Genomic DNA, 23,989 nt, shown 5'->3' with positions numbered 1-23,989 from the left:
TGCGCGGTCCAGACCAGGATGAAGCACGTGTGACTGGGCGAGATAGTTGTCACCTGGGCGCGACACCTGTCACTGAGCATCTGGGAGCCCGGAGCCTGGCTTCACCCGTCGGCCTGTGACGGCGGAAGCTGAGCTCGGATGACCACCGAGACTGCCACAGCCTGTTGCTGTTCCGCTGGGATCAGTTTCTTCATGAGCTGGATCACCTTGGTGCTGAAGAGGGGGTACAGCGCGCAGTCGTCAACGCTCATGGGGTGGCGGTACGGCACGTCGACCTCCCGGAACCCGGCACGCTCGAGCTTGCGTACGAAGTCTTCTTCGGACAGTGCCCCGGCCACGCAGCCGGCCCAGGCGGCGGGCTGGGTGAGGATCTGTGGTGGGAGGTCGTCTTGTCCGACGGTGAGGTCGGAGACGCAGAGCCTGCCACCGGGGCGCAGGACGCGTGCGCATTCGGCCATCACGCGGGCTTTGCGGGGGGAGAGGTTGATGACGCCGTTGGAGATGATCAGATCCACCGTGTCGTCGGGGAGCGGGATGGCTTCCATCTCGCCTTCGAGGGTCTCGACGTTCGTCAGGGCGGCGTCGGCTGCGGCGTCGGCGGTGCGCTGGAGCATCTCGGGCAGGAAGTCCAGGGCGATGACGTGGCCGGTGGGGCCGGTGCGGCGGGCGGCCAGGATGGTGTCGATGCCGCCGCCGCAGCCGATGTCGAGCACGGTGTCACCGGGGTGGACGTCGGCGAAGCGGAGGTGGTCGGCCACACCGAGGGCCCGGTCGATGGCGGCCTGGGGAACCTCGGCCAGTTCCTCGGGGGTGTACAGCTTGCGGGCCACGGCGGCGGTGGATGCGGGGACGTTGCGGTAGGCGTCGCGGACCAGCTGCTTGACTTCGTCGCTGTGCATCAGATCGCGGCTCATCAGCCCAGCTCCTCCAGGATCTGGTTCAGGCGTCGCAGGACGTCGGCGGGGATGTCTTCACGGGCCGGGCCGCGCAGGAGCCTGCGGAGCTCCACGGCGAATTCGAGCTCACCGCAGCAGCGCCGGCACAGGGAGAGGTGCTCTTCCACGCCCTCGCGGTCCGCCTGGTCGAGTGCGGCGTCGAGGTACTCCCACAGCTTCCTCACCGCCTCGGAGCAGGTGATCAACGCACACCCTCCTTCAGCAGTCCGTTCTCTTGCGCGTAGTCCCACATCTGCTTCTCGAAGAGCTTGCGTCCCCGGTGCAGGCGGGCGAGTACGGTGCCCAGCGGCACCTTCAGGATCGCCGCGGTTTCCCTGGCCAGGAAGCCGTGCATGTAGACCAGGACGAGCGGGACCCGGTAGATCTCCGGCAGCCGCAGCAGCACGGCGTGCACGTCCTCGCACCCGAATCCCTGAAGGAAGTCCAGGTGGAGACTGTCCGAGTAGGGGAAGGGATCCTCATAAGCGATCTTTCGATAGAGGGAGAAGTTCTCCGCCTCCTCGAAGTCCACCGGCGTCGGCTGCCTGGCCCTGGCCCGACCGCGGTCGCGACAGCAGTTGACGAGAATGCTCCGCAGCCACCCGGCACCCGCCGCTAGATCGTGGAGCTGGTCGAGCCGTTCGAACGCCTTCACCATGCAGTCCTGCACCGCGTCCTCGGCATCAGCGCCGACCAGGGAACGGGCGATCGTGTAGAGGCGGGGAAGCTCTGCTCGCACCAGTCGGCGGAAGTCTTCCCTCTGGTCGGCCTTGGTGACCTGCACGCCTGCCACACCACGTAGACGATTCCTGAGGCCGATTTTATTGCGTTTTGTCTCGTTGCAATAACTTCGAGTGCCTGCGCCGTCTCCATAGCCGAGAGCACCAATCTCGGCCCTTCGAGGACCGCAAGGAGGCATCCCATGACCACCGTCACCCATCGGAGGAGCGCAGTCGGCGCTGCCGGGAGCCCGGGCATGCTCCGCCTCGGATCCGCGCTCATGGCGCTCGCCGGTCTGGCGTTCGTCGGATACGCGGTGATCTTCTTCGTCCGCAACTTCACCGGCGCGTTCCTGGAACTCGGTATCGGTCCGGGCGAGGTGGATGTCGGCCGATCCGACATCCAGGCGTTCAGCCCCGACCTGTACGAATACATCTCGCACCTGCATATCGCGGTGTCCGGGTTCATCGCGGCAGCCGGAGTGGCCACAACGGCGCTTGCCTGGTTCGGAGTCCGCCGCGGCCTTGTGTGGGCCTACCTCACCGCGATCGCCGTCCCCGTGCTCGGTCTGGCCGTCGCACTGCCCGCCCACTACCCGTACGACCTCGACACCCTCGGCCATCTCGGCCTCATCTACCTGGCCACCGCAGTGTTCGTCCTCGGCGCATTGATCGCACTGCGGCCTCTGCTCACGGCACGAAGGGAGCAGGACTGACGGCATTGCTCGCCACGCTGGCCTCATGAACGCAGCAGCCGGACTGGCCACCGCGCAGCTCTGGCACACAGAGTCAGAGGTGAGGGGGAATCGCCACCTGAACCTTCCCCGGTATCCCGGCCCTCCGCCGCGAGCGCATCACCCACCGCGAGCGCGTCCAAGGGCTCGAACAACGACCGGCCGCGGCACACGGCGAGTCCTGCGCTTGCAACGAGTGATGCCCTCACATGGCCCGAGGCCGTGACAGCACTCGCCTGGCTGCAGAGTTCACGATCCAGAGCGCAATCCCAGAGCACTGTGCTCCACCACACCCGAGGGGAGACCGCTCTTTCCCGAAGCCCGAGCAGTCAGCTCCACGAGTCCGGCCCGGAGGTCGGCGGCTGGCTCACCAAGGACGATCGCGCTGATGATCAGCTCCAGCATCAGACGATCGTACTCGTCGCCCATGCTCCGATAGCGCTCCCCATCGGCCTCCACCACAGCAGAGGAGATCCTTCTCCCACCACCAGTCACGGGGGCGAAGGACGCCTCATAGACGCCGTGACCGGTCCAACTTCTGTGCATGAAAACGACATCGCCTTCGGCAAAGATGTTCCACTTCTCATCCATGTCCCGGGCTCGATATCCGCGCCGGATCCGGCCCCAGTCCTCGTCAGTCCAGACACGATCCGGCAACTGAGACACCGGCCTGGGCACGCTAATCGGCTGGAGGCGCCGGAACGACTCTCGGGTGAGCGGGGCATCGGCAGTCATGACGTGATCCTACGGATGCACGACTCCAACAGGACAGCGGCTTACCTCCCAGAGCAGCGCCCTGGTCAGAGGGTGAACCTCAGCTGCCTTCGGACGCGTCCGCAGCGTCCTGAACAGCGACTTGCAAGACTCCTTCACTACCCCAGATAACTGGATGACTTCGACTTCGACCACCAGCGGTCCGTCGAACGCGAGGTCATCGCGCATCTGGGGACGCTGGACTTCGTGCCCACGGTCCACGATTCAGCCGTTACGGACAGTAGCCGTCGACGAGTGGGCGCCGCCGCCATCCGAGCCCTCGTCGATACCGGCCGCACACCGGTCGGGTGCCGGGCTTCCCCGCACCCGCACCCGTCCTGAAGACGCAGTCGGTACAGCGGAGTTGCCCGGCTCGCCCAACTGTCGGATGGGCAGGCCGAGCGAACCGGCTTCGTTCAGGTGTAGCTCAGCGTTTTGCGGTCCCTCCCACCTGCTGATGAACCGCCTCGCCGGGCTCAGTGGTGGGAAAGCGGGAGAGGAGGGGAGCGGCGTCGCGCGAGGCACGCTCGCGGGCGAGCGGGGAGGTTCAGTGGCCGGTGGCAGGATCGCTGGTATGGACTTCGTTCGTACTACTCCGCCGCGGCCGGTCGACATCGCCGCGGTCTTTCCTGAGTTGGCTCCGTTGGCGCGGGCGGCGATTCGGCTGCATCCTCGTGCCGGGTCGCCTTCGGTGTTCGAGAGTTCGGTCGGGGGGCCGTTGCTGTGGCCCGCTGAGGAGCCGTGGCCGCACTGCAACGGCTCGCACCCCGGCAGCGGCAGGTCCAAGTCACCGGCAGAAATACGGCTGGAGCGGCGCAGGCGGGCCCGGCTGCGCCGTGATCCCCACGGCCCTCACTACACGCCTGAGGAGGCGTCAATCAAGGAGCGGAACGACGCGGTGTTCATGGAGCGCCTCGACGCCGGCCCTCCGTGGCCCGCTGAAAGTCCGGTCCCCATGCTGCCCGTGGCCCAGCTGTATCTCCGCGACATACCCCTGTTGCGGCCGCCCGGACAGGCCGATCTGCTTCAGGTGCTGTGGTGCCCTTACGACCACGAACCGCATTACAAACCTTCGACCGCGCTGTTCTGGCGGTCCGCCGCCGAGGTCGTCGACGTCCTCGCCGTACCCCCCGACCCGTATGAGGCCGACCACGACGGCTATGTGCCGGAGCCGTGCCTGCTCGCGCCGGAGCAGATCACCGAGTATCCCAACTCCGCCGACTTGAGCGGAGAGTTGCGGAAACTGCTCAAGGACTGGAGCAGATGGCAGGCGGCCGACGTCGGCGTGGACAGCTCGCACGAGGACTACCCGGAAGAGTTCTATGACTGCGAGCTGGCCGACGCTCCCGGGTGGAAGGTCGGTGGCTGGCCCCCGTGGGGCCGCACCGACCCCTACATCCGCTTCTGCGCTGTCTGCGACGCTCAGATGGTCCCGCTGCTGACCATCGCCTCGTTCGAATGGGACGGCGGCACCCATGGCTGGGCCCCGTACGAGGATCAAGCCGCCGCGCTCTCACCCAGCTACGTCGCCGGCGAGAATCCCACGCAGCCGACCGCGGTCGAAGTCGGCAGCACCGACAACCTGCAGCTCTATGTCTGTCCGGCATCCCCAGACCATCCGCACACCGACCTGATTCAATGAGCCGTCGCTGAGAAGCCGGGGGTGTTCACGGACGCCGCTGACCAGGCATGACCGCAGCAAATGAAGATCGCTTCCAGCGTGGCTGGTGATCATTACCCGCCACTTCCTGGCGCCCACCCTGGCGGCAGAGGCGTCAGTGCCTGACTCTGTCGGGAATCTTGTGGGTGGGGTCAGCCGGTGGCACGCCATCTCTGGGCTCGCGGGAAGCCTCGTTGGTCCAGGAAGATCTGGAAAGCGGTCGGTTGTTGGGGGTGGAGCTCGGGGCCCACGCTGCACCCTCGTTCCGACTGTCCTGCGCCACTGCGCCCTGGCGGACTGCCGCCCAGGTTCGACTACTGACCCCTCAGAGCGCCGCCAGCGGTCAGCGTCTGGGTCGCTGACCGGCAGCGATCCAACTTCGCTGTCACAAACCAGCCGTTGGTCAAGGTTCAATGGCAACCGGTCAAGGTTCGGTGACACAGAACATCGAGTGTTCGGTGTCACCGAACCTTGACCGTTGTCCCGTCTCTAACGATCTGGTCTCCGTCTCAGATGATCTGGTCTGATTCGCCGGTGGTCGCAGGTGATCTGGTCCACCGATGACGGCCGCTCGAAGCGCCGGAAAACCGGTGGAGCCGTCGGAGCATGAGTCCGTACCGTCCGTGGGATGACCTATCTGAGCCCCCTGGGATATCTGCTGGGCATCGAGGGTGCTGCTTTGCTGCGCGGCATCAGGGAGGGGAGCGCCGACCGGGCGTTCGTCGAGGCCCGGATCGCCGAGATCCGCACCCTGCTGGATGCGCCCGCCCTCGCGCATGCCGAGGGGGTCACGGCGAGTCCGGGCACGATCAGCGCGGCCGACGTCTACCAGGGGTGGGCGCCGCACTATGACGCCCCCGGCAACCAGATGATCGACGTCGAGCAGCCCATTGTCCGGCGCATCCTGGACAGCCTGCCCGCCGGCACGGCGCTGGACGCGGCCTGCGGGACCGGCCGCCACACCACCTACCTGCATGAACTCGGCCACGATGTGATCGGCGTCGACGCCTCGCCCGAAATGCTCGCCCAGGCCCGCAAGGGCCTGCCAGATGTCGACTTTCACGAGGCCGACCTGCACCAGCTGCCGCTTCCCGACAACGCGGTCGACACCGTCGTCTGCGCGCTCGCCCTGACTCACGTCCCCGACCTGGCCCCCGTGCTGGCCGAGTTCGCGCGTGTCCTGCGCCCTGGCGGGAACCTTGTGATCTCGGATGCCCACCTGCTGGTGTCCTACCTCCGGCCGACCCTGGCCCGCCGTCCCGGCCCGGACGGCCGCCCGTCCCTCCTCGCCGAATACCACCGCCCGCTCAGCGCCTACCTCGCCGCAGCCCTCCCACTGGGCTTCCAGGTCCGGCACTGCGAGGAACCCCGCCGCCCGCGCCACTCCCTCGACTCCGACACCGCCCCGGATCCACTCCCGACCTGCATGTCCTGGGACCTGTTGCACTGGTGCCCGGAAGCGTCGGCCGTGGCCCTGGACGATTCCCCGATCGTGGTCATCTGGCACTTCCAACTCGAAGGCACCCCGAGGGGCTGAGCAACCCGACCAGATCAACTGAGACAGCGTCCGGCATCCGCTGGTCCAGGACCACATCACCCGGGATTCCCAGCATCCCCGGGTCTCAACTGAACTGGTCCCCGCAGGCCACAGGCCTGAGCCGGGACCAAATCCTTTGAGACGGGACAACCGTTTGCCACTGAAGGTTGATCACCTGGGGAGGCTGCACGTCAGCCTTCGTCCGCACTGGACAGAGCTTCGGTGATCATGCGGGTGGCGAAGTCACGGTCGTCGGTGAGTCGGTTGATGTGCTCCGCGAGCAGGAAGGCGGTGGCTTCCAGGGGATTCATCTCGTCCTCGGTCCAGGATCCGTACTGCTTGCGCCACAGGCTGGGGCTCAGGCCGGTGCCCGCAGCGACCAGCAGGCCGGCCATGGTGGGGATGGCCTCGGGACGGACGCTCTTGGGCATCATGCGCAGCGTGGCCACGAGGTTGGGCACCACGTACTCGATGACGTCCTTGCCGTGGTCCTCGTAGGCCATCCGCAGCCACTGCATGAACATGTAGATGAGCGTGCACGCGCCGTCCAGCACGTCGTCGACTCCGCCGGGGCCCAGGGACCCGGCGAACTGGTCGGTCAGCGCTTGTTGTTCAGCGTCGGTCTGGGTCTTGCCGTCGTAGATGGCTTTGAGCCGAGAGTCGATCATCATGAGCGCTGCACCCACATCGCCGGCGGGAGCGTGCTCGGGGTCGCAGGGCGATGGCACGGGATTCCCTCCTCAGCTGACCGTGCGCAGCGCAGCGTGTCCGTACAGTAGCCCGCCGATGATCCGAGGGTCTGACGAATCCCGATGAAGGGCCTTTGGACGGACGGCCGCCGCCTCGACGACCCTCAGGCCGCGTCCGGGACGTGAAGGAGCAGCAGGTCGAACTCAGGCCCGTCGGGCGTGTTGCGGTACGGGCCCGCGTACATGTACCCGAGCCGTGCGTAGAGGTCCTGGCCTCGCAGGTTGGACGGGAGCGCGAGCAGCGAGGAGCAGCGCGGGTTGAGGGCCTGGAGCAGGGCGGTGTGCAGCCGAGTGCCGATGCCCTGGGACTGCCACGGCGGCCGGACGGCCAGCTCACACAAGCCCATCAGCCGCTCGGTGCGGGCGCCTTCGGGGACCTGCTCCACCAGAGGGCCGAACCAGTAGTCCGCCGAGCAGGGGAACGCGTAGCCGAACCCGACGGCACTGCCGCCCGCGTACGCGACGACCAGGACGAAGCCGGGGTGCTTGAGGTGACCGGTGATCTGTCGGTGGAGCGCGGGCACCGACAGGCCCATCGCCTCCGCGCCCGGGTTGTCCACCAGCTCCGGATGGCTGTCGGCCCAAATGTCGGCGAGCGTGTCGATCAACGGCGGGACCTGGCCGGGCCCGTAGGTACGGATCACCACGTCGGTGCGGGTGCTCGGGGTGGTCACCGTCTCCTCCTAGCTGACGCCGGCGATGGTGCGGTACTCCTCCAGCCAGTCCGCGACCGCCGGGATGGACGCGTGCCGCTGCAGCGCACTCGACACGTTGTGCAGCTGCTGCAACAGCCGATCGGAACGCACCTCCGGAAGGTACGCGAGGACGCGCCCGGCGGCCTCGGCCGCGGCCTCCGGCTCCGGACGTTCCCTGACGGCATGCTGAATGGCAACGTCGGCCGGGTACAAGGCCCGATTGCGGGCGAACTGGTCGCCGTGCAGCAACACGGCCTGTTCAGCCCGGCCGCGGCCAGCTTCCGAACAGCAAGAACACCGCTACGTCATGGTGTCACCTCTTGTTCTGCTGGGCGCACGAGAGAGCTCACTGACCCGAACATCGAGCCGTGCCAGTTCTGCCGGCCGGACACCGTGCTGGGCATCGACGTGGCATGAGCAACGTGACCCTTGTCGGCCTGCCCGGACGAGGCCCCGGACGTACATTCGGACGTATGGACGAGATGCCGCAGCGCATCGACCCCTCAATGGACCGGGGCGCCGCCGCGCTCCTGCTCGGCTGCCTACCGGAAGAGGTCGGCTTCTGCCCACGCTGCCAGGGGCTCACCCGCCGCTACGGACCCAAGGCCCAGGTTCTGTGCCCGGCCTGTCGGGTGGCCGCTGACCCGACCGCCAAGGGCTCGTCCGGCTGACGGGTGCAGTCACCCGGAGGCCGGCACCGCGCCCTTACCGAAGGCCGCCACGTCGCCAGGTGCCATGTCTTCCCGGAGACGGACGAACCGCACTGGATGCCGCCGGCGCAGCAACACCACCGTCACGGACATCGCGGCACTCGCCCAGTGGATCAACGCCTACTACGCCGCCCGGGGGCGCGCGGACACGATCCCCGAGGATCGGGGACGGCTGCTGCACCTGACCACCCGGCAGTTCCGCCGCACCCTGGCCTGGTTCATCGCCCACCGCCCCGGCGGCACCATCGCCAGCGCCCTCCAGTACCGCCACCAGCGCATCCAGATGTTCGAGGGCTACGCCGGCACCAGCACTCCGGCTTCCGCGACGAAGTCGAGGGAGGTCGCCGCCTGCACTCCCACGTCCGCTTTACGACGCAGCCACGGGCTCTGCGACCTGGAAAAGGACGCTCGCGCCTCGGGTTATGACGTCGGCGAGGCGGTCAGGAGGTCCAGCACGCGCGCCGTCTCTGCGCGGTGTGGTGCACGCCGGGACGAGTTTCAAAAGGCGCTGGAATTGTACGCCGCCCATATGCGCCGCGTACGACGGCGGATCGCAGTAGCGAGACTTCCCGAGAACCTCGATTAGCGTAAAACGCGCTGACCAGAAGGGGTTTATGGGCCAGAAATCACCCGCAGGAAGGAAAATCCTTCCATTACTCCAGGTGCTATTGACCTCACTCTCGGTGCTCCCCGATTGTGGAAGGGTCCTCATCTGCCCGGCAGTGCACATGCGTGGGTGCGGTCGGTCCTTTTCCGCTACTCGCTGCGTATTTGTGTGCGCTGTCGCCTGCTCTCAATAAGGAGCGAAAGCTGAAATCCCAAACCCACCCGCTTGCCACAGCCTCCGCCTTTTCAATACGGCCACCATCACCGGCCACGTGCGCTCCGGCCGCTTCGTCGGCCAAGGCTTCAGCGGCGAACTCACCACCGCCCTGTTCGGCGGCGCGGGCAAGTGCACCATCGAAGCACCCATGGGCGGCGTGAAGGAAGCTGCTTTCACCGGCCAGTTCAGCATCGGCTGACGACAGGCTGACCTCTGAAACCGGGCGGGCGCCCCACATCCCCCCGGGACGCGCGGAGCTGGCCGCCGGGGCGAAGGCGGCTTGTCCGCCTCCATAGCCCTCCCGCCGCCAGCCCGGGCCAGTGCCCCGGAGCCGACCCACCGTTCCCACGCCAAGAAGGAGACGCATCCATGTCCAAGGCAACCGTTCTTCGGGCTTTCGCCGCCGCCGTGTTCGCTGGTCTCGCGGCGCTGTACCCCACCTCGGCCAGTGCGGCCCCGCAGGTCCCCGTCCCGACCGGTCAGGAAGTCTTCATTGATCACGTGCAGACCGGGGAGCACATCACCCCCGACGGATTCGCCAAGGGGCCGACGACGTACGTGGACATCTGGGAGGACCACAACGGCGTCATCTACGACACCGAGAAGTGGGTCTACCAGGCGGTCGACGGCAGCACTACCACGTTCCTGATCAAGAACGCGGGCGGCAACGACATCTGTCTGCAACCCGCGAGCGTGGAGAGCCGCAAGGTGATTTCCACCAAGACGTGCTCGGCCGCCAATAAGCAGCAGTGGTGGCATCTGTACGCCACCGACACCGGGATCGAACGGGGCTTCACCGTGCGCCCCTACAACGACACATCCCTCGCTGTCACCCCCTCCAGCGTACCCAGCGGTAACGACCATTACCTGGTGCTCTCACCGGTCGGTGACTACCTCAACCAGGTCTTCCGCAACCGCCTGGCCTGAACCGCACAAGCCCCGGTCAAAGTCCCCTCCCCCGCGGTGGCTCGCAGCCCACTCAGGCTGCGAGCCACCGCACCGCGCTCAGCAGAAGAGCCCGTCCCGTCGTCCTCGGCGATCAGCGCGAAGGCGGCGGGACGGCCGCCGAACAAGCGCCTCACGGAGCTGCTCCTCGGTCGCTCGGGCCTGCTCAACGGCCCGTTCGTACTCGGCGAGTTCGCGGACCATCGCGCGGATCTCAGCAACATCGCTCACGGTGGCAGCCCGGATCATGCCGGAGAACAACGGTCACCGTGCCGAGCCGTGTCCATCCAATTCCGCGCCCTTCCCGCGGCGTGGACCCGATCTCTCAGCGTCGCCTTGAAGGGTGGCCTGTGGAAGCCGTCCACGGCTGAGCCGAGAAAAGGTCTTGTGGGGCATCAACAAGCTTGGCGATGCTGCGTCGATGATGACTTCCGTCGTTGCGTTCGTCGGTGCGGCCTTCCTGATCGCCATGGTTCCAGGGCCGAGCACGGTCGTGATCCTGCGCCGGGCGGTGGTGAACGGCCGGAGAACCGGCATGGCCACGGTCCTGGGTAACGAGTGCGGGGTGCTGCTGTGGGGCCTCGCCTCGGCCGTCGGTCTCTCGGCCCTGCTGCTGGCCTCGCAGGTCGCCTATGACATCATCCGGATGGCCGGCGCGGCGGTGCTGGTGTGGATGGGAGCGCGTGCCTTGTGGCAGGCGCGGCGAGCCGCTCGGCCGGATGAGAAAACGGCGGAAGCGGCCACGCTGTCGCTTCGGCGGGCGTACTGGCAGGGCCTGGTCACCAACTTCGCCAATCCCAAGGCCGGCGTGTTCGCCGTCTCTTTCCTGCCGCAGTTCGTTCCGGATGGAGCCCCTGTCTTTCTGACGCTGCTCGCCTTCTCGGTGATCTGGGCCCTCGTCGACCTGATCTGGTATCTACCGCTGATCTGGCTGGCCGGGCGGGTGGGAGGAGTGCTTCAGCGGCAGTCCGTTCGGCGCCGCATGGAACAGGTCTGCGGGGCGGTCCTGGTCGGGTTGGGGGTGCGCCTGGCCACCGAGTCTTGAGCGGCGGAGCCCGCCGCCTGGAGACTCGGCGACACGTCAAGCCCGATCCGCCGAACACGGGCTTGGGGAGCGCTCGTCCCTCCCCTCCGAGCAGTCCGCACACAGTCCGCACCGACCCCCGCGAGTCGGTCGGTCACTTGGAAGGCAGCCCGGAATGTCACGGCCAGTTTGTTCGGCTCTGATCAACATTTCGGGATCGCCGAGCGTGACTGTTCACGGTGTGAAGAGGATGCGGCGTCGGAGGAGGTCGAAGTTGGCTCGGCCGTAGCCTTGGCGCTTGAGGAATTTGACCCGAACCGGTTCTCGGTGTCTACCAAGTCCTCGACACCCTCCAGGACGTCCTGAGCTGCTGGACCTGCACCTGCACCACCTGCCAACAGCCCCTGCCCAGCAGGACACACGACCCCAAGATCGAGACAGACCTAACGGAGTCCTAGTAGTGCCCCGCCTGAGGTCGATCAACAAGATGCACGTGACGCAGTCAGGTCTGGCCGTGGTCGAGGTCGCAGCTGCGACGACCAGATCGCATTCGCAGTCCAGGAACTGCTCGCCGGGCGATGGGCGGCCATGCCGGCGGAACCGCACGACCCGGGAACCCGGCGAGCCCGGCGTACGGCTGCACGGCTACCCGGACCTGCGCCGGGAGCCTGGCTCATAGCGCTGCGGGGCGCGAGCCCCCCCCTCACGGCTGGGCCGCGACGGTCATGTCCCAACGCGCATGGATTGTGGGCCTGGTGTACGAGGTGCGGGCCGCTGACCTGCGGTGTCTCATCGTGCGGGCCTGCCCGATCAACCGCTGTGGTGCGGTCGGTCGGCACCCTCGCGGTCATGGACACCCCGAACGCATGGAGGTGACCGCTGCCCCGAGTGGCGGACCTGGGAGCGGGGAGACGAGCCTGTCCCCCGCCCGGGAAACGGGGACATGGGGGCAGGCTCAACGGTGACGGCACCGTGCGGGGCGGCGACCGGGGGTGCCGCACCGGGGCCTGTCAGGCGCCGGGCAGGATGCCGGTGCGGGCCACCTCGGAGTACCAGCGGGCGCTGGCCTTGGGGATGCGGGTGCCCGTCGGGTAGTCCACGTAGACGGCACCGAAGCGCTTGCCGTAGCCGTGGCCCCACTCGAAGTTGTCCAGCAGCGACCACAGGAAGTAGCCGCGTACATCCGCGCCGTCCGCGACGGCCTGATGGACCGCGGCCAAGTGGCCGCGCAGGTAGGCAATCCGCTCGGGGTCCTTGACGCACCCGGAGGGGTCGGCGTAGTCGTCGAACGCCGCGCCGTTCTCCGTGATGACCAGCGGCAGCGTCGGGAAGTCGGACGCCAGTCGGCGCAGCAGGTCGTACAGGCCGGTGGGGTCGATGGCCCAGCCCATGGCGGTGGTGTCGCCGGGCGGCTGGTGGAAGGCGACCTGGTCTGCTCCCGGCCAAGGGCTGTGGGCGCTCTTGCCGTGTCCGTCCGAGTTGTGGGTACCGCTGCCGTCGGCCTCTGAGACAAGGGTGGGCGTGTAGTAGTTGACGCCGAGGAAGTCCAGTGGCTGGTGGATCTGCTGCAGGTCGCCGTCGCGTACGAAGGACCAGTCGGTCAGCGCGGCGGTGTCCTTGAGCAGGTCCTCCGGGTACGCGCCCTGCAGCATCGGGCCGGTGAAGACCCGGTTGGCGAGCGCGTCGATCCGCCTGACCGCATCAGCGTCGGCGTCGCCGCCGGTGAGCGGGCGGACATGGTGGATGTTGAGCGTGACCGAGCACTGGGCGTCGGCGGAAAGGCGGTCACGCAGTGCCTGAACGGCAAGGCCATGGCCCAAGTTGAGGTGGTGGGCGGCACGCAGCGCGGCGACCGGGTCGGTGCGGCCGGGAGCGTGGACGCCGGAACCATAACCGAGGAAGGCGCTGCACCAGGGCTCGTTGAGGGTGGTCCAGGTCTTCACCCGGTCACCGAGGGCGTCCGCGGCGAGGGCCGCGTACTCGGCGAACCGCTCGGCCGTAACCCGCTCGGGCCAGCCTCCCGCGTCCTCCAGCTCCTGCGGCAGGTCCCAGTGGTAGAGCGTGGCGACGGGCTTGATGCCCTTTTCCAGCAGCTCATCGACGAGACGACGGTAGAAGTCCAGGCCCTTCTGCACGGCGGGGCCGCGGCCGGTGGGCTGGATCCGGGGCCAGGCGAGGGAGAAGCGGTAGGCGCCCAGGCCGAGGTCGGCCATGAGGGCGACATCCTCGCGCCAGCGGTGATAGTGGTCGGTGGCGATGTCGCCGGTGTCGCCGTTGCGGACCCGGCCCGGGGTGCGGGCGTAGGTGTCCCAGATGGACGGCGTACGGCCGTCTTCGGCGGCTGCCCCCTCGATCTGGTAAGAAGCTGTCGCCGAGCCCCAGAGGAAGTCCTTGGGGAAGGTGCGGGCTGCGTCCGGGCCGGACTCGGTCTGTTGTGCGGCGGTGACCACGTAAGTCCTCTCAAGGTGGGGTGGTTCGCGGGCGCGCGAAAGACACAGGTATGGGGAGGCCCGGCGGCTTCGCGCCGGGCCGGGGCGGCGGGTCAGCCCTTGACGGCGCCCGCCATGATGCCGCTGACGATCTGACGGCCGAAGACGATGAACATCGCCAGCAGCGGGAGCGTGCCGAGCAGCGCGCCTGCCATGATCAGCGACTGGTCGCGGACATAGCCCGCGCTGAGCTGGGTGAGCGCGACGGGGACCGTCGGGTTGGTCATGTCGAGCACCACGAACGGCCAGAAGAAGTCGTTCCACGCATGCACGAACGTGATCATGAACAAGACTGCCATCGCGGGTCGCGCGACGGGCAGCACGATGCTCCAGAAGATCCGCAGCGAGTGTGCGCCGTCCACGCGTCCGGCCTCGACGAGCTCGTCCGGCAGTGCCTCCGAAAGGTACTGCCGCATGAAGAAGACCCCAACCGCGCTCACCAGCGTGGGGAAGATGACGGCGGGCAACTGCTGGGACCAGCCGAGCTCGGACATCATCATGAACAGCGGGACGACGCCGAGCTGCGGCGGCACCATCATGGTGCCGATCACCAGCATGAGCAGAGCGTTGCGGCCCTTGAACCGCAGCTTGGCGAAGGCGAAGCCCGCCAGGGTGGCGAACAAGACCGTGGACAGAGCGATCACCCCGGCCACGATCAGGCTGTTGATCATGGCCTTCCCCATCGCCGCCTCGTCCCAGGCCCGGGCGAGGTTGCTGAACAGGTTCGGGCCGGGCAGGAACGGCGGAGGCGTCTGGCTGACCCGGGTGTTGTCGGTGGAGGCCGCCACCATCGTCCAGTACAGCGGGAAGATCGACAGAATCGCCATCACGGCGAGCAGGATGTAGCCGAGCGGGCCCACATGGTGCTGACGGCCGGCGCGCTGGCGCAGCAGCCGGCGGCCACCGCGGCCCGTCTTCTCGGCGGAGGTCCGGACCTGGGTGTCCGTCCGGACCGGGAGGCTGTTGGTGGTCATGGCGACTCCTGGTCAGGACGTACGGTTGCGCAGGCGGGTGATCAGCCGCTGCACCACGAAGACGAGGATGAGGAGCAGGAACATCGCCCAGGCGACGGTCGCTGCGCGGCCCATCTGGTAATTCCTCCAGCCCTCTTCGTAGAGCAGCAGGCCCAGCGTCTGGTACTGGTTGTCCGCGCCGCCGGTGACACCGTTGGGTCCCTGGCCGAAGATCAGCGGCTCACCGAACAGCTGGGTGGCGCCGATCGTGGAGAGCACGATGGTGAAGACGATGGTGGAGCGGATCCCGGGAACGGTGACATGGGTGAACTGCTTCCACCGCGAGGCGCCGTCGATGGAGGCCGCCTCGTACCGCTCGGCCGGGATGGCCTGCATGGCGGCCAGGTAGAGCAGCGCGTTGTAGCCGGTCCAGCGCCAGATCACGATGGTGGAGATTGCGATCTGGGCGGGCCACTTGTCGGCCTCCCAGTTCACCGGGTCGATGCCGACCAGGCCGAGCGCCCAGTTGATCATGCCGAAGTCGCGTTCGAAGAGCATGGTGAACACGAGGGCAGCGGCGCCTACCGAGGTGGCGTAGGGGACCAGCGACGCGACGCGGAAGAACAGCGAGGCGCGCATCCTGTAGTTGAGCAGGTGCGCCAGGCCGAGCGCCATCAGCAGCTGCGGCACTGTGGAGATGACGCCGATGGTGAAGGTGTTCTGCAGTGCGTTCCAGAACCTTGAGTCGCCCCAGAGCTCGACGTAGTTGTCGAACGCCAGCCACTCCATGACGTCGAGGGTGGCCAGTTCCACCCGGTGCAGGGAGATCCACGACGTGTAGATGAGGGGGTAGAAACTGAACGCGGCGAAGATGACGAAGAACGGCGCGACGAACGCGTACGGCGCGCCCTTGACGTCCAGCCGGTGCAGCAGCGCGCTGCGCCGTCGCCGACCGGTGCCCTCGCCGCCCGTCTTGGGAGACGGGCCTGGACGCTCCTCGTCGGCCAGGGCTTTGGTGGTGGAGGTGGCCACCGGACTTCCTTCCTGAGTGCGGATGTGTGAGCCGGGCCCCGGGCGCGCCGGCAGGGTGCGGGCGCGCCCAGGGCAACCGGAGGCTCAACGGGTCAGCCGACGGCCTTCTCGATGCGCTCCGCGGTGGTGTCCCATGCTTCGTCACGCGAGGCGCTGCCCTGCTCGATCAGCGCCAGGCCCTGGGTGAAGGTGTCCTTGATCGTGCCGTCCTTGCGGCCGAGGACCTGCTTGTCCGGGATCTCCTGGGCGGCGTCACCGAAGATCTGGCCGATCGGTGCGTTGCTGAAGTACTCCGAGGCGACGCTCTTCACTTCGTCACTCTCCAGCGCCGTCTCGGAGGACGGGATGTTGCCCAGTTCCTTGAAGATGTGGGCCTGCTGCTCCGGTGCGGTCAGCCAGGCGACGAGCTTCTTGGCCTCCTCCTTCACCGGGCTCTTCTCGATCACGCCGAGGAAGGTCCCGCCCCAGTTGGCACCCTTGGGCGCCTTGGCGACGTCCCACTTGCCCTTGTTCGCGTCACCGGCCTTCTCACTGATGTGGCTGAGCATCCACGCCGGACACACGGCGGTCGCGAACGTGCCGTTGGCCAGCCCCGGGTCCCAGCCAGGCTGGAACTGGCGGAGTTTGGCGGTGAGGTCGTCCTCGGCGGCATCGGCGGCAAGGTTCCAGGCCTCCTTCACGGCCGGGTTCTTGTCGTAGATCAGCTCGCCCTTTTCGTTGTAGTACTGCTCGGGATAGCCGTAGACCATGGCGTTGAACAGGCCGCTGGACGAGTCCATGTACGCCACGTCGTCGCCCTTGAAGTCCTTCTTGAAGGTGCGGCCGACCTCGACGTACTTCTCCCAGTCGCCCTCCCACAGCTTGCCGACCTCCTCGCGGTCGGTGGGCAGGCCGGCCTGCTCGAAGTAGTCCTTGCGATAGCAGACGGCCATCGGGCCGATGTCGGTGCCGAGGCCCAGCACCTTGCCGTCCGCGGTGCTGATCTGGGACTCCTTCCAGGGCAGGAAGTGGTCGGTGCCCGCCATGTCGGAGAAGTCCGCGAACTTGTCCGCTTGGGTGTCGACGATCTCCTTGGCCCGGCCGATCTCGATACCCTGGATGTCCTTGAGGCCGTTCCCGGCGGCGAGCCGGGTCTGCAGTGCGGTGTAGTACGTCTGTTCGTCGCCGGCTATCTCGGCCTGGACGTCGACGCCTGGGTTCTCCTTCTCGTACTGCTCGATGAGGCCCGTCTCCTCGATGCCCATGACGCCGAACAAGCCCATGGTGATGACGACCTTGCCGTCCTTCTTGCCACCGCCCGTAACCGAGTCGTCACCGCTGCTGCAACCTACAACAAGTGACAGCGCGCCGGCGGCTGCGGCTGCCGCCACCGCCTTTGTGCGCAACGAACCGAGACTTCCCATGGATCTCCTCCTAGCGGCGACGCTGACACATCGGAGTGACGAGTTTCTGCGATGACTACAGCGGCTCTGATGAGTAGTGGGAACGTGCCCACTTCAGGGTGGGCACGTTCCCAACAACGCAACGAAGACTCGCCCCAGCGGACCGATCTGTCAATGACTTGAAGGCAACTCCTAGGCGGTCCGTGTGCCCGGCGTTCGTTTTCCTGGGCCCATCGGGTGCTCCGCCCGCGGTGGTGTCTGCAAGAATTGTCGCTGGTCACCTCCGCGGCCGGTGCCGCCGCGGACTGCCGAGGAGGGGAGCGCATGGCTGGGAACCGCCGTCCCACGATCAAAACGGTCGCCGCCCGTGCCGGTGTGGGGCGGACGACAGTGTCCCGCGTCGTCAACGGCTCGGATCTGGTGAGTGCCGACGCGCGATCCAGGGTCCTGGCGGCGATCAAGGAGCTCAACTACGTTCCCAACTCGGTCGCCCGCGGCCTGGTGACCAACCGCACCAACGCGGTGGCCCTGGTGATCCCGGAATCGGAGAGCCGACTCGGTTCGGAACCGTTCTTCGCCGCGCTGATCCGAGGGGTCAGCGGAGCCCTCGCCAAGAGCCGGACCCAGCTGCAGCTGATGCTCGTCCGCGACCAGGCCGAGCGGGACCAACTGACCGAGTCGGTGGCGGCGCGCCGTGTGGACGGCGTCCTCCTGGTCTCCGTCCATACCGACGACCGGCTGCCGGGCATGCTGGAGGAGATGGGTCTGCCCACCGTGCTGGCCGGCCGCCGCGACGCAGGCGAGCGGCTGAGCTACGTGGACTCCGACAACGCCGGGGGGGCCGCCGAGGCGGTCCGGCACCTGCTGCACAGCGGAAGGACCAGGATCGCCACGATCACCGGACCGCTGGACATGGACGTCGGCCGCAGTCGGCTGGCCGGCTGGCGCACCGCCTTGCAGGAGGCAGGGGTGCCTGCAAGGGAAGTCCTGATCGAGGTGGGCGACTTCACCGAGGAGAGCGGCTGCCGCGCGATGCGTTCGCTTCTCGAACGCGCCCCGGATCTGGACGCCGTCTTCGCCGCCTCCGACCTCATGGCGGTCGGCGCCCTGGCCGAACTGCACCGCCAGAAGCGGCAGGTACCCGGCGATGTCGCCGTCGTCGGATTCGAGGACTCCATCCTTGCCCGCCACACCAACCCGCCACTGACGACGGTGCGTCAGCCGGTGGAGGAACTGGGCCGCACGATGGCCCAGATACTCACCGACATCACACAGCACGGCGCAGCCCGGCAGCAGTTGACGCTGCCGACGGAACTGGTGGTGCGCGAGTCGTCCTAGGGGCTGGAGTCAAACGTCGGTCGGTAAGCTGTCGCGAACGGACCTTGAGCAGATGGCGAGCCGCACAGTGATTCGAGACCTTTACAACGTCCGGTTGCTGCCCGCGGAGGGCACTGCCACACTGCTGACCGACGAGGAAGAGCAGCGCTACCGGGCTGTGTTGTTCAGTGAACTGGGCAACAAGATCGCCGACCAAGGCTGGGTACGTTACCCGGCGTACACACCGGAAGACCGCCGTCGGCTCGTCGATGTCGCGCACCGCCGCACCACCTACTGGGGGCAGCAGGTACTCGTCGAAGCCGAAGACCAGTGCCGCCTCAGGCTCTGCCTCGCCGGATACGAAGCGCCGCCAAAGACGTTGCCAGCGCGTTCCTGAGTCTGCCCGTCCACCGATCTCGATTTGTGGATCATGGTTGGGTGATACGCCGCCACGAACTGTCTGATGCTCCGCGGGGGTTCATGGAGTCGGAAACGGCTGGACGACCGGACGGCCCTCAACGGGATCGTGTGGAAGTTCCATGCCGGGGCTGCCTGGCGGGACGTACCCGAGCGGTACGGATCACGAGCACGCTGTACACCCTTAGCTTGACTCTGTCGGGATCTTGAAGTTTCCCGGTGCGACAGCATGATCAGAAGGCATGCTCGGGGCCGTTCCAATGGCCGATGCAGTCGTCGAGGTGCCCGTTGTCCCTCCGCCCACGTTCCACGTCCGCACCGAACAGCAGACACCCGAGTGGCAGGCCCGCTATGCGGTCCACTCCGGAGTCGAGGGCACCGTCAACGAGTTCGCCCACGGCCACGGCATGCGCCGCTGCCGCTACCGAGGACAGCCGAAAGTCCACCTCCAGCACGTCCTGACCGCCATCGCCGTGAACATCAAACGTCTCAGCGGCCCGCCTCCGGCTGGGGAAACACCTCCACCCCCGCCACCCACCGCCTTCCAGAACTACCTGGACCAGCGCAAGATCCCCCGGCTGAAGTCCTGGCGGGCCACCAGCAGCTGACCTCGACACCTCCAAGATCCCCGACAGAGTCAAGCCCAGACAAACCCACCTGATACCCCTGTCCGTCGCGGAAATCCGCCGCCTGATCGGACTGCTCCTCCGCCCACAACACCTCACCCCACCACACCATCTGCACTGGTCATGGTGGAGAGGGCTCAGTCAGACCCGCGCTCGTCTCAGCCAATACAAACGCCGAGGCCAAACCCCGCAACTGTGATTGCAGTACTAGTTGTTGCGGGACATGACGTTGGTGGCACAGATCAATGCCGGTGAAACCGAGGTGCCTCGACGGGCATCGGGCGGGTAGCGTGCGGACCATGTCGAGTCCTGAGTCAGACAAGGTGGGGGCTTTCGGTCACGCCGTCAGCCCCCTGAACCACTGAGCTCGTAGCCCTGTCGTCGCGCCGCATTCTGTGGTGGGACGAGTGTGCCCTTGGGGCTGGCCGCGGTGACGAGATGACCTTCTCGTGCTTCTCCTCACCTCGGAGCCACTCGATGCCTCTCCCGCTGTACCTGCTTGCCATGGCGGTCTTCGCCATGGGCACCTCGGAGTTCATGCTCGCCGGCCTCTTGCCGGACATCGCCTCAGATGTCGACGTCACAGTCGCGGCAGCAGGCGTTCTCACCTCGGCCTTCGCGATCGGCATGATCGTCGGCGCCCCCCTTGTGGCCGCGTTTGCCCGCAACTGGCCCAGGCGCTCCAGCCTTCTCGGGTTCATCCTCGCTTTCGCGGCAGCTCACGCTGTGGGCGCCGTCACCACGAGCTTCCCGGTCCTGTTCGCTACCCGGGTCGTCGCCGCGCTCGCGAACGCAGGGTTCCTTGCCGTCGCTCTGACAGCTGCCGCCACGCTGGTCTCGCCCGACAAGAAGGGACGTGCGCTGGCCGTGCTGCTGTCAGGCACGACGGTGGCCACGATCGCCGGTGTCCCTGGTGGGTCGGTACTCGGCACGTTGCTCGGCTGGCGGGCCACATTTTGGGCGGTAGCCGCTCTCTGCCTGCCCGCTGCTCTCGGCATCCTGAAGGGGATCCCAGCGGGACGTGTGAAGGAAGAGACGACTGGCGGGCCAACCTTGCGAGCAGAGCTCGCCCAGCTCACAAGGCGGCGGTTGATCCTTGTGATGCTGCTCGGCGCGCTGGTGAACGCGGCAACGTTCGCAAGCTTCACCTTCCTCGCCCCCGTTGTGACCGGCACTGCTGGGCTGGGCGAGTTGTGGATCTCTGTCGTTCTGGTGCTCTTCGGTGCCGGTTCCTTCGTCGGCGTCACCGTCGCCGGCCGACTGTCCGACCAGCGTCCCGGTCTGGTCATCGCAGTCGGTGGTCCGCTGCTGCTCATCGGCTGGCCGGCCCTGGCGGTGCTGGCCAACGAGCCGGTCGCCCTGTTCACTCTCGTGTTCGTGCAGGGCGCGTTGTCGTTCGCGCTGGGCAGCACGCTGATCACGCGGGTCCTCTACGAGGCTGCGGGAGCCCCCACGATGGCCGGCTCGTATGCGACCGCAGCACTCAACGTCGGCGCCGCCGTCGGCCCCCTCATCGCCGCGACCACCCTCAGCACCGAGCTCGGGAACCTCGGGCCGCTGTGGGCAAGCGGCCTGCTCGTCGCGATCACACTGCTCATCGCGTTCCCCCTCCGCACTGCGGTCGCGGCCGGCCGAAGCACCGAGGTGCTCCAATGACGCATGCGAACGCTCCCTGGAATATCGAAGGACGCCGAAGGCTCGTGGAGCGCTGCCGCAGCCGCCCGATCGCCCACGTGGCCGCCGAGGCCGGTGTCTCCCGCGCCTGCCTGTCCAAGTGGAAGAACCGGTACGACACCTACGGCGAGGTCGGACTGCAGGACCGCTCGAGCGTCCCGCACTCCTCACCGACCCAGACCCCACCCGATGTTGTTGAACGGATTGAGCAGCTGCGGCGGGACAACAAATGGTCCGCCCGCCGGATCGCGACCGAACTCGCGAACCAGGGCGTGGTGATCAGCGAACGCACCGTGGGTCGGTGGCTGGCTCGCCTGGGCATCAACCACCGCCGGTTCCTCGATCCCGAGGGGTCCGCCAACCGGCGTCCGCCGGGATGCATCGTGGCCCGCTACCCGGGCCACATGGTCCACCTGGACGTCAAGAAGGTCGGACGTATCCCGGACGGCGGCGGGTGGCGGGCCCACGGCCGCGACTCCCAGCAGGCCAGGGCCGCCCAGCGCGCGAAGACCGTCGGCGCCAAGGGTGGATACGTCTACCTGCACCCCGCCGTCGACGGGTTCTCCCGCCTGGCCTATACCGAGCCCCTTCCCGACGAGAAGGCCGCCACCACCGTGGCGTTCTTCAGCCGCGCCCGCGCGTTCTTCGCCGCCCACGGCATCCACCGGATCGTGCGTGTGGTCACCGACAACGGCGCCAACTACCGCGCCGCGGTCTTCGTGCGCTCCCTGATCTCGTGGGCCTCCCGCCACCAGCGGACCAAGCCCTACACGCCCCGGCACAACGGCAAGGTCGAGCGCTACCAGCGCATTCTCGCTGAAGAGCTGCTCTACGCCCGCACCTGGACCTCTGAAGCAGAGCGAGCCAGGGCGATCACGGTCTGGAACATCCACTACAACTACCACCGGCCTCACACCGCCGCCGGTAACCGTCCTCCAGCCTTACGCCTCCGTACGAGCGTCACCAACGTCATGGCCAGCAACAACTAGTCGCCACCGCCGCCCCCGCCGCCGTCACTCCCTCCGCTGTCGCCCCCTCCGGAGTCCCCGCCGTCGCCGCCGTCCGCGCCCCAGCCGTCGGAGCCGCCGGGTTCGTTGTCGTCCCGTCCGATCCCGAGGTTGCTGAACCAGGGACGGTCCCACCATTCGTCGACGGCGATCGGCTCCCCGCTGTTGAACCGGCGCCGCTCCGCGCGGAACCGTGCCGCTCCCGTCGTGTCCCCGAGTCCGAAGGCGACAGCGAAGGCGTGTGCCATGACGGCGTCCAGCGGGTCGGGGCTCTCGTACTGCACAGGAGTCAGCGGCAGCAGGACGGTGCCCGGCTCGGGCACCTGTCGACCCCGCGGACGGGTCAGCAGGGCGACAGGCCGTTCGTCGCGCAGCAGCCGCGAAGTCTTGGCGCTCTCCCGCTGCAACACCCAGTGCTGCCCGGGCAGTCCGACCTCCACCCGCCTCTTGGACTTGCGCTTCTTCCGCTTGAGCCTGAGCTCCGCCGAGACGTCGCCGACGGTCAGCCGCAGCCCCTGGGACGGATCGGAGGCGTCGCGGTGGAAGCCGAACGGCGCCCGGATCCGTACGACGGGAGCGGGCGGCCCCCACACGTCCACCCGCACCAGATGCCGGTCCACGGCCACCGCGATCGGCCCTGCGGGCCCCGGCGCGAACCGGCGCGCGATCCACAGCGGTACGCCCTCGGCCCGGGCCCTCGCCCCCAGGGCGGCCACCTGCTGCGGCCCGCCACAGTGCCGTACGGCCAACTCCCCCAGCATGCGGGCGAACTCCTCGGCCCGCCGCACCTTCACCGGCTTGGTGGTGCCGGTAACGCGGGTCACCGGCACGACCCCGGGCCCGTCCACCAGCCGCTCCAGCGGGCGTTCCGCCCCGCCGCCTCCGAGCCAGTACCCACGCTGGTACGCCTCGGCCATGGCAGCAAGGTTCAGCTCGTTCAACGGCGTGGCCCTGCCGCCCCTGCGCAGCCCGTCCTCGGTCAACTCAACGGTTCGCGCCAGCGGGTTCCACGACCGCTCGCCATAGAGCACCTGGCTCACAACAACCCCCATACTTACGCAGTTCAACAGGGCCGACCCTCACACACAGAGTGTGATTGGCGGGTTGGTGGTTCCCGGCGGCCGGCCAGTGCTGACGGCGCAGGTCAGGATGCGCCGGGATCAGCAAGGCTTTGCCTGCTTCTCGCGGAGCGCCCTGCTGTTCGCAGTGCCGCGGCCGATCACCGAACGGGCAGGCCGGGCAACGGGCTCCGTGACAGCCGACCAGATAGTGACCCCGTTCAGCAGCTTCGTGCTGCGGCTCGCCTTCGCCGCCCTCTCGACATGCCTCGGCCGAACCAGCGTCCGCGTCGTACTCCCCCAGCGCAGTGACGGCGGTCTTCGCCCAGTCGGGCCCCCGGGCTGCTCGCGGGCGTCGACGCAGGTACTCCGGGCGCGCTGGTGGGCGAGCCGTGGGGCGGTGGGTTTCAGTACAGGGGCGACGGCGGATCCACGGCCCAGCAGTCCTCCGAGCGGCCCACCGTGCATGCCGACGCCGGATGAAAGCCGCCAGCCGGGCCGGCACTGCTCACTCCGGCAGGCCACTGCATCGCCCTCGCGGCCGTCACCGTCCGGCCCCCGCGCGCTTCAGTGCGCCCCGGGAGGGCTGAATTCCCGCCATTTGTAAGGTACCTGACCGCGCAGCGGGTATGCACATCACGGGTGACATCGGGGCGGGGTTGGGAACTGCTCGGGTTTGACTGCGCGGGAGTGTGTTCTGACGTGCATGAGTGAGCACTGACGCTCCCGGGCAGGCGCTGGGCGTTGCTC

The 23,989-nt window shown here is 67.7% G+C and carries 27 protein-coding genes and 2 pseudogenes; 16 read left to right on the top strand and 13 right to left on the bottom strand.

Annotated elements, in window-relative coordinates; genetic code table 11:
* Nucleotides 1-101: 101 nt before the first annotated feature.
* The 3 genes from ACFVJQ_RS37205 to ACFVJQ_RS37195 are packed head-to-tail and all read right to left on the bottom strand — an operon-like array spanning nucleotide 102 to nucleotide 1,719.
* Complete coding sequence (locus tag ACFVJQ_RS37205) at nucleotides 102-914, bottom strand: methyltransferase domain-containing protein (protein WP_385790113.1); 813 nt, start codon at nucleotides 912-914, stop codon at nucleotides 102-104.
* Nucleotides 914-1,141, bottom strand: a complete 228-nt coding sequence (locus ACFVJQ_RS37200) for an anti-sigma factor family protein (RefSeq protein ID WP_385515038.1) — start codon at nucleotides 1,139-1,141, stop codon at nucleotides 914-916. Before ACFVJQ_RS37200 ends, ACFVJQ_RS37205 begins: the two co-directional genes overlap by 1 nt.
* On the bottom strand, nucleotides 1,138-1,719 hold the full coding sequence (locus ACFVJQ_RS37195; RefSeq protein ID WP_385790111.1) for an RNA polymerase sigma factor: 582 nt from the start codon (nucleotides 1,717-1,719) through the stop codon (nucleotides 1,138-1,140). Before ACFVJQ_RS37195 ends, ACFVJQ_RS37200 begins: the two co-directional genes overlap by 4 nt.
* Nucleotides 1,720-1,857: 138 nt before the next feature.
* Here ACFVJQ_RS37195 and ACFVJQ_RS37190 point away from each other — a divergent pair, with 138 nt between their 5' ends.
* Nucleotides 1,858-2,370, top strand: coding sequence for a hypothetical protein (locus tag ACFVJQ_RS37190; RefSeq protein WP_385790109.1), 513 nt, complete (start codon nucleotides 1,858-1,860; stop codon nucleotides 2,368-2,370).
* 267 nt (nucleotides 2,371-2,637) lie between these two features.
* On the opposite strand, the gene ACFVJQ_RS37185 is transcribed toward ACFVJQ_RS37190, so the two are convergent.
* A complete protein-coding gene (locus tag ACFVJQ_RS37185) occupies nucleotides 2,638-3,123 on the bottom strand; it encodes a hypothetical protein (RefSeq protein WP_385515035.1) in 486 nt (161 codons plus the stop codon).
* Between the two features lie 592 nt (nucleotides 3,124-3,715).
* On the opposite strand from ACFVJQ_RS37185, the gene ACFVJQ_RS37180 reads away from it, so the two are divergent.
* Nucleotides 3,716-4,783, top strand: a complete 1,068-nt coding sequence (locus tag ACFVJQ_RS37180) for a hypothetical protein (RefSeq protein ID WP_385790143.1) — start codon at nucleotides 3,716-3,718, stop codon at nucleotides 4,781-4,783.
* A 646-nt stretch (nucleotides 4,784-5,429) separates the two neighbouring features.
* Nucleotides 5,430-6,338 carry a class I SAM-dependent methyltransferase gene (locus ACFVJQ_RS37175; protein ID WP_385790107.1) on the top strand — a complete coding sequence of 303 codons (909 nt, stop codon included), beginning with the start codon at nucleotides 5,430-5,432 and terminating at the stop codon, nucleotides 6,336-6,338.
* 191 nt (nucleotides 6,339-6,529) lie between these two features.
* Here ACFVJQ_RS37175 and ACFVJQ_RS37170 read toward each other — a convergent pair whose 3' ends face one another.
* From ACFVJQ_RS37170 to ACFVJQ_RS37160, 3 genes are all read right to left on the bottom strand, one after another.
* Nucleotides 6,530-7,066 (bottom strand): hypothetical protein, encoded by a 537-nt coding sequence (locus ACFVJQ_RS37170; RefSeq protein WP_385790105.1) that lies wholly within the window; start codon nucleotides 7,064-7,066, stop codon nucleotides 6,530-6,532.
* Between the two features lie 125 nt (nucleotides 7,067-7,191).
* Nucleotides 7,192-7,761: a GNAT family N-acetyltransferase gene (locus ACFVJQ_RS37165; protein WP_385790103.1), complete on the bottom strand. Its 570-nt coding sequence runs from the start codon at nucleotides 7,759-7,761 to the stop codon at nucleotides 7,192-7,194.
* Between the two features lie 9 nt (nucleotides 7,762-7,770).
* Nucleotides 7,771-7,893 carry a hypothetical protein gene (locus ACFVJQ_RS37160; protein ID WP_385790101.1) on the bottom strand — a complete coding sequence of 41 codons (123 nt, stop codon included), beginning with the start codon at nucleotides 7,891-7,893 and terminating at the stop codon, nucleotides 7,771-7,773.
* A 72-nt stretch (nucleotides 7,894-7,965) separates the two neighbouring features.
* Here ACFVJQ_RS37160 and ACFVJQ_RS37155 point away from each other — a divergent pair, with 72 nt between their 5' ends.
* The 5 genes from ACFVJQ_RS37155 to ACFVJQ_RS37135 all read left to right on the top strand — a co-directional run bounded on the left by ACFVJQ_RS37155 (nucleotide 7,966) and on the right by ACFVJQ_RS37135 (nucleotide 10,242).
* The gene (locus ACFVJQ_RS37155) at nucleotides 7,966-8,199 is read left to right on the top strand and encodes a hypothetical protein (protein WP_385790099.1); all 234 of its coding nucleotides are present in this window, start codon (nucleotides 7,966-7,968) and stop codon (nucleotides 8,197-8,199) included.
* Between the two features lie 56 nt (nucleotides 8,200-8,255).
* A complete protein-coding gene (locus tag ACFVJQ_RS37150; RefSeq protein ID WP_385790097.1) occupies nucleotides 8,256-8,453 on the top strand; it encodes a hypothetical protein in 198 nt (65 codons plus the stop codon).
* Nucleotides 8,454-8,517: 64 nt separating this feature from the next.
* A complete protein-coding gene (locus ACFVJQ_RS37145) occupies nucleotides 8,518-9,078 on the top strand; it encodes a hypothetical protein (protein WP_385515029.1) in 561 nt (186 codons plus the stop codon).
* A gap of 292 nt (nucleotides 9,079-9,370) precedes the next feature.
* The gene (locus ACFVJQ_RS37140) at nucleotides 9,371-9,514 is read left to right on the top strand and encodes a hypothetical protein (RefSeq protein WP_385790095.1); all 144 of its coding nucleotides are present in this window, start codon (nucleotides 9,371-9,373) and stop codon (nucleotides 9,512-9,514) included.
* A gap of 170 nt (nucleotides 9,515-9,684) precedes the next feature.
* The gene (locus ACFVJQ_RS37135) at nucleotides 9,685-10,242 is read left to right on the top strand and encodes a hypothetical protein (protein ID WP_385790093.1); all 558 of its coding nucleotides are present in this window, start codon (nucleotides 9,685-9,687) and stop codon (nucleotides 10,240-10,242) included.
* 89 nt (nucleotides 10,243-10,331) lie between these two features.
* Here the strand turns inward: ACFVJQ_RS37135 and ACFVJQ_RS37130 are convergent.
* A pseudogene (locus ACFVJQ_RS37130) lies at nucleotides 10,332-10,509 on the bottom strand (GNAT family N-acetyltransferase); the annotation flags it as partial.
* 136 nt (nucleotides 10,510-10,645) lie between these two features.
* Here ACFVJQ_RS37130 and ACFVJQ_RS37125 point away from each other — a divergent pair.
* Both ACFVJQ_RS37125 and ACFVJQ_RS37120 read left to right on the top strand, forming a co-directional pair.
* The gene (locus tag ACFVJQ_RS37125) at nucleotides 10,646-11,305 is read left to right on the top strand and encodes a LysE family translocator (RefSeq protein WP_385790091.1); all 660 of its coding nucleotides are present in this window, start codon (nucleotides 10,646-10,648) and stop codon (nucleotides 11,303-11,305) included.
* Nucleotides 11,306-11,744: 439 nt separating this feature from the next.
* Complete coding sequence (locus ACFVJQ_RS37120; protein WP_385515026.1) at nucleotides 11,745-11,963, top strand: DUF6207 family protein; 219 nt, start codon at nucleotides 11,745-11,747, stop codon at nucleotides 11,961-11,963.
* A gap of 331 nt (nucleotides 11,964-12,294) precedes the next feature.
* On the opposite strand, the gene ACFVJQ_RS37115 is transcribed toward ACFVJQ_RS37120, so the two are convergent.
* The 4 genes from ACFVJQ_RS37115 to ACFVJQ_RS37100 form a co-directional block, all read right to left on the bottom strand.
* Nucleotides 12,295-13,734 (bottom strand): GH1 family beta-glucosidase, encoded by a 1,440-nt coding sequence (locus tag ACFVJQ_RS37115; RefSeq protein ID WP_385790089.1) that lies wholly within the window; start codon nucleotides 13,732-13,734, stop codon nucleotides 12,295-12,297.
* A 92-nt stretch (nucleotides 13,735-13,826) separates the two neighbouring features.
* Complete coding sequence (locus tag ACFVJQ_RS37110; protein WP_385515024.1) at nucleotides 13,827-14,747, bottom strand: carbohydrate ABC transporter permease; 921 nt, start codon at nucleotides 14,745-14,747, stop codon at nucleotides 13,827-13,829.
* 12 nt (nucleotides 14,748-14,759) lie between these two features.
* A complete protein-coding gene (locus tag ACFVJQ_RS37105; protein WP_385515023.1) occupies nucleotides 14,760-15,758 on the bottom strand; it encodes a carbohydrate ABC transporter permease in 999 nt (332 codons plus the stop codon).
* A gap of 92 nt (nucleotides 15,759-15,850) precedes the next feature.
* Nucleotides 15,851-17,161: an ABC transporter substrate-binding protein gene (locus tag ACFVJQ_RS37100; RefSeq protein WP_385515022.1), complete on the bottom strand. Its 1,311-nt coding sequence runs from the start codon at nucleotides 17,159-17,161 to the stop codon at nucleotides 15,851-15,853.
* Nucleotides 17,162-17,464: 303 nt separating this feature from the next.
* Between ACFVJQ_RS37100 and ACFVJQ_RS37095 the strand changes: the two genes are divergently transcribed.
* From ACFVJQ_RS37095 to ACFVJQ_RS37070, 6 genes and pseudogenes are all read left to right on the top strand, one after another.
* Nucleotides 17,465-18,478, top strand: a complete 1,014-nt coding sequence (locus tag ACFVJQ_RS37095) for a LacI family DNA-binding transcriptional regulator (protein WP_385515021.1) — start codon at nucleotides 17,465-17,467, stop codon at nucleotides 18,476-18,478.
* 52 nt (nucleotides 18,479-18,530) lie between these two features.
* Nucleotides 18,531-18,854, top strand: coding sequence for a hypothetical protein (locus ACFVJQ_RS37090; RefSeq protein ID WP_385515020.1), 324 nt, complete (start codon nucleotides 18,531-18,533; stop codon nucleotides 18,852-18,854).
* Between the two features lie 90 nt (nucleotides 18,855-18,944).
* Nucleotides 18,945-19,052, top strand: a pseudogene (locus ACFVJQ_RS37085) (transposase); the annotation flags it as partial.
* Between the two features lie 82 nt (nucleotides 19,053-19,134).
* Nucleotides 19,135-19,482 carry a transposase gene (locus tag ACFVJQ_RS37080; protein WP_385790085.1) on the top strand — a complete coding sequence of 116 codons (348 nt, stop codon included), beginning with the start codon at nucleotides 19,135-19,137 and terminating at the stop codon, nucleotides 19,480-19,482.
* 495 nt (nucleotides 19,483-19,977) lie between these two features.
* Nucleotides 19,978-21,156: a Cmx/CmrA family chloramphenicol efflux MFS transporter gene (locus ACFVJQ_RS37075; protein ID WP_385515018.1), complete on the top strand. Its 1,179-nt coding sequence runs from the start codon at nucleotides 19,978-19,980 to the stop codon at nucleotides 21,154-21,156.
* A complete protein-coding gene (locus tag ACFVJQ_RS37070) occupies nucleotides 21,153-22,163 on the top strand; it encodes an IS481 family transposase (protein ID WP_385515017.1) in 1,011 nt (336 codons plus the stop codon). Before ACFVJQ_RS37075 ends, ACFVJQ_RS37070 begins: the two co-directional genes overlap by 4 nt.
* Here the strand turns inward: ACFVJQ_RS37070 and ACFVJQ_RS37065 are convergent.
* Complete coding sequence (locus ACFVJQ_RS37065; RefSeq protein WP_385515016.1) at nucleotides 22,160-23,221, bottom strand: hypothetical protein; 1,062 nt, start codon at nucleotides 23,219-23,221, stop codon at nucleotides 22,160-22,162. The genes ACFVJQ_RS37070 and ACFVJQ_RS37065 overlap by 4 nt on opposite strands.
* Between the last annotated feature and the right edge of the window lie 768 nt (nucleotides 23,222-23,989).

The organism is Streptomyces sp. NPDC127197 (genome assembly GCF_042672405.1).
Classification (GTDB): Bacteria; Actinomycetota; Actinomycetes; order Streptomycetales; family Streptomycetaceae; genus Streptomyces; species Streptomyces flavusporus.
This window is presented reverse-complemented; position numbering and strand designations above follow the sequence as displayed.

Excerpts from the sequence above, each read along its gene's own strand:
- ACFVJQ_RS37205 (WP_385790113.1), bottom strand. The coding sequence starts at position 914 with ATGAGCCGCGATCTGATGCACAGCGACGAAGTCAAGCAGCTGGTCCGC.
- ACFVJQ_RS37190 (WP_385790109.1), top strand. The coding sequence starts at position 1,858 with ATGACCACCGTCACCCATCGGAGGAGCGCAGTCGGCGCTGCCGGGAGC.
- ACFVJQ_RS37185 (WP_385515035.1), bottom strand. The coding sequence starts at position 3,123 with ATGACTGCCGATGCCCCGCTCACCCGAGAGTCGTTCCGGCGCCTCCAG.
- ACFVJQ_RS37180 (WP_385790143.1), top strand. The coding sequence starts at position 3,716 with ATGGACTTCGTTCGTACTACTCCGCCGCGGCCGGTCGACATCGCCGCG.
- ACFVJQ_RS37175 (WP_385790107.1), top strand. The coding sequence starts at position 5,430 with ATGACCTATCTGAGCCCCCTGGGATATCTGCTGGGCATCGAGGGTGCT.
- ACFVJQ_RS37155 (WP_385790099.1), top strand. The coding sequence starts at position 7,966 with ATGCTGAATGGCAACGTCGGCCGGGTACAAGGCCCGATTGCGGGCGAA.
- ACFVJQ_RS37150 (WP_385790097.1), top strand. The coding sequence starts at position 8,256 with ATGGACGAGATGCCGCAGCGCATCGACCCCTCAATGGACCGGGGCGCC.
- ACFVJQ_RS37145 (WP_385515029.1), top strand. The coding sequence starts at position 8,518 with ATGTCTTCCCGGAGACGGACGAACCGCACTGGATGCCGCCGGCGCAGC.
- ACFVJQ_RS37135 (WP_385790093.1), top strand. The coding sequence starts at position 9,685 with ATGTCCAAGGCAACCGTTCTTCGGGCTTTCGCCGCCGCCGTGTTCGCT.
- ACFVJQ_RS37110 (WP_385515024.1), bottom strand. The coding sequence starts at position 14,747 with ATGACCACCAACAGCCTCCCGGTCCGGACGGACACCCAGGTCCGGACC.
- ACFVJQ_RS37100 (WP_385515022.1), bottom strand. The coding sequence starts at position 17,161 with ATGGGAAGTCTCGGTTCGTTGCGCACAAAGGCGGTGGCGGCAGCCGCA.
- ACFVJQ_RS37095 (WP_385515021.1), top strand. The coding sequence starts at position 17,465 with ATGGCTGGGAACCGCCGTCCCACGATCAAAACGGTCGCCGCCCGTGCC.
- ACFVJQ_RS37090 (WP_385515020.1), top strand. The coding sequence starts at position 18,531 with ATGGCGAGCCGCACAGTGATTCGAGACCTTTACAACGTCCGGTTGCTG.
- ACFVJQ_RS37080 (WP_385790085.1), top strand. The coding sequence starts at position 19,135 with ATGGCCGATGCAGTCGTCGAGGTGCCCGTTGTCCCTCCGCCCACGTTC.
- ACFVJQ_RS37075 (WP_385515018.1), top strand. The coding sequence starts at position 19,978 with ATGCCTCTCCCGCTGTACCTGCTTGCCATGGCGGTCTTCGCCATGGGC.
- ACFVJQ_RS37070 (WP_385515017.1), top strand. The coding sequence starts at position 21,153 with ATGACGCATGCGAACGCTCCCTGGAATATCGAAGGACGCCGAAGGCTC.